This is a genomic window from Actinomadura sp. BRA 177 (genome assembly GCF_013372625.1).
GTDB lineage: Bacteria > Actinomycetota > Actinomycetes > Streptosporangiales > Streptosporangiaceae > Spirillospora.
In genome coordinates this window covers 1-3,205 of record NZ_JABXFD010000674.1, presented here as the reverse complement: position 1 = coordinate 3,205, position 3,205 = coordinate 1, and the positions used below count along the sequence as shown (strand labels likewise).

At 74.9% G+C, this 3,205-nt stretch carries 1 protein-coding gene and 1 pseudogene; both read right to left on the bottom strand.

Annotated elements, in window-relative coordinates; all coding sequences use genetic code 11:
- Positions 1–103: 103 nt before the first annotated feature.
- Positions 104–2,344 carry a SulP family inorganic anion transporter gene (locus tag HUX53_RS37510; RefSeq protein ID WP_309237620.1) on the bottom strand — a complete coding sequence of 747 codons (2,241 nt, stop codon included), beginning with the start codon at positions 2,342–2,344 and terminating at the stop codon, positions 104–106.
- A gap of 153 nt (positions 2,345–2,497) precedes the next feature.
- Positions 2,498–3,205 (bottom strand): annotated as a pseudogene (locus HUX53_RS37505) (hypothetical protein); the annotation flags it as partial.

The following is a 3,205-nucleotide window of genomic DNA, read 5'->3' as shown; positions in this document are numbered from 1 at the left end:
GGCCGGGCGTCGATCCGCCGGGCCGCGGGAGGCCGGGGTCTCCGCCCGCGGCCGGTGGGAGGCGTGCGGGTCGTCCGGGCGGGGGGACGGCCCGCACCTCCGGTCAGGTGACGGTGTGGGTGCCGGGGACCTCGTCCGGGACGCGGGCGAACGTGCCGGCGGCGCGGTCCAGGATCTCGACCGTCGCGGTCGACAGGTCCAGCAGGAGGCCGACCAGCTCGATCTCGCCGGACTCGACCCGCTCCCGGAGCCACGGGTAGGTCAGCAGGTTGTCGAGCTGCTGCATGACGTTGATCTTGCAGAGCCGGGTGAGCGGCGGCTCGTCCCAGCCGTCCGGGTCGGTGGCGAGGAAGCGGGCGAGGCTGTGGTTGCCGTGCCGCAGCCACCGCGACAGCCCGGTCAGGTGCTCCACCTCGGTGCCGCCCGCGAGCAGCGCCGCCATCGCGCCGCAGTTGGTGTGGCCGCAGATCGTGATCGTCTTGATGTCGAGGACGTTGGTGGCGTACTCGACGGTGGCGGCGACGGAGTCGTCCGGCGTCCGGGACTCGTGCCGCGGGACGAAGGCGCCGACGTTGCGGTTGATGAACAGGTCACCGGGGCCGCTGGCGGTGATGATGTTCGGCACCACGCGCGAGTCCACGCAGGTGATGAACAGGTGCTGGGGTTTCTGCTTCATCGCCAGCTCGGCCATGATCGGCCGGACGAGGTTGGCCGTGCTGCCGTGGTACTCGCGGACGCCGTCCAGCAGCACCGCCGCCGGGGACGTCTCCGGTGCGTCGAGCTCTGCCTCGGAGCGGCGCCGCCGGTTCGCCCAGGGTGCCCACCAGCGGGACGGCGGGGCTGCTTTGCGTGGCTGAGTCATATCGCCTGTCACGGCTCTTTCATACCAAGCCTCATGAACCTCGTCGATGTCGACCCTCCCCCCTTGGCGTTCGTGGGCGAGCCGCCACTGGTGAATCGCGTCGAACGCGGCGTGGTCCATGAAGTCGACGTTGAGGTCCAGGTCGACGCCGCAACCGGCCGGGATCTCCTGCAGCGCGCGGGTCACGCGGGGGACGCCGAGGAAGGTGAACGTCCCCTCGACGACCACGTGCCGGCGCGGCGGGGCGGGCCCGTCGTCCGGCAGGGGCGCGAGCCGCTCCGTGCGGACCGACAGCCGGGTGAGCCTGCGCAGCGCCAGCACCGCCATGATCGCGACGCCCACCAGGACGCCCTCGCCGAGCCCCAGCAGGACGACGCCGGCGACGGTGCCGAAGTAGGCGGGCGCCTCCCGGTGGTGCCGCAGGTCGCGGACGCGGGCGGGGTCGGTCAGCCGCAGGCCGAGCACGACCAGCAGCGCGGCGAGCGCGGACAGCGGCACCCGCTCGATGAGCGGCGCGCAGGCCAGCGCGAGGACGAGCACCCACGCGCCGTGCAGGACGGGCGACAGCCGGGTGCGGCCGCCGGCGTCCACGTTGGCCGTGCTGCGGACGATCACGCTGGCCACCGGCAGCCCGCCGAGCAGGCCGGACACGGCGTTCGCGGCGCCCTGCGCGCGCAGCTCCCGGTCGAGGTCGGCGGGCGGCGTCCCGGCCGGCCGGATGCGGTCGACCGCCACGCTGCACAGCAGCGACGCGACGGCCGCCACCAGCGCGAGGGAGACCACGGCCCCGGCGATCCCGAACGGTGAGCCCGCCGGCAGGACGGGGGCGGCCCAGCCGTCCAGCGGCGCGTCCGGCAGGTCGACGTGCGGCACCGGCAGGCCGAAACCCCAGGCGGCGGCGGTCGCGAGGGCCACGGCGGGCAGCGGACCGGGGACGAGCCGCAGCCGTCCCTCGCGCGGCAGCCGCGACCAGCCGAGCAGGACGAGGACGGTCAGCCCGCCGAGCAGCGCCGGCGCCGCGTCCGGGTGCATCAGCTGGCCGGGCAGTTCCCGCAGGTTGGCGACGGCGGACTGCTGCGGGCTGCCGCCGAGCAGCACGTGCACCTGCCCCAGGACGATGACGACGCCGACCCCGGCGAGCATCCCGTGCACGACGGCGGGGGACACGGCGAGCGCCGCCCGCGCCACCCGTCCGGCGCCGAGCAGGAGCTGCACCAGCCCGCCGAGCATGGTGATCGTGCACGTCGCGCGCCACCCGTAGGTCTGGACGAGTTCCGCCACGAGCACGGTGAGCCCGGCGGCCGGTCCGCTGACCTGCCGCGCCGACCCGCCGAGCAGCCCGGCGACGACCCCGCCCGCGACCGCCGCGATCAGCCCGGCCGCGACGGGCGCCCCGGACGCCACCGCGATCCCCAGCGACAGCGGCACCGCGACAAGGAAGACCACGAACGACGCAAGCAGATCCCGCCGCAAAATGGACACGTTACGTGTCTTTGAAGTCACACAACGTATATAATCACGACTAGCGCGACCTTCACGCGAACACACGCCCCCAGCCCCCACGGTCCGTCTGGGGAAATGCCGAGGGCCCGCCGGGTTGGGTTCCGGCGGGCCCTCGGATGGGCGTGGTGCGGGTCAGCGGCGGTAGTTCTCCCAGTCGTCGGCCGGCTGGCGGTTGCCGTAGGGGTTGTTGTCGTTCTGCTGGCCGCCCTGGTAGCCGCCCTGCTGCTGGCCGCCGTAGTAGCCGGGGTTGTACGCCTGGGTGGAGTTCGGGTCGGCGTAGCCGCCCTGCGCGTTCGGGTCGTGCGGCGCGGCGAGCGGGTCGTTCGCGCCGTTGTAGCTGCTGCCGCTGAAGTCGCCGTAGACGCCGCCGGATCCGCCGTACTGGTCGTGGCCGCCGCCGCCCAGCGGGTCGTCGTAGCGGGTGGACTCGCCGTAGGCCGGGGCGGTCGGGTAGCCGTCGCTCTGCTGCTGCGGCTGTCCGTAGCCGGACGGCGCGCCGAGGCCGGGGCCCGGGTCGTACCCGCCGCCCTGTCCGCCCTGTCCGCCCTGCGGCCACGGGCCGGTGTTGCCCGTGTTGCGCGAGGGCGCGTTCGTCCCGTAGGAGCCGGTGGCCAGCGGGTCGCCGCCGAGCGGGTCGGACGAGGGCGGCGCGCCCGCCGACCGCTGCCGGTCGGACTGGATGCGCTGGAGCAGCTCGTCCACCGTCGGGAGCTTGTGGCCGTCGGTGTCGGTACCGGAGCCGCCGTGCGCGGCCGGGGCCGCGGGCGCCGGGGGAGGAGGAGGCGGCGCGGCGGGCTCGTCCGGACGGCCGAGGGGCAGCCCGAGCGGGTCGGACACGCG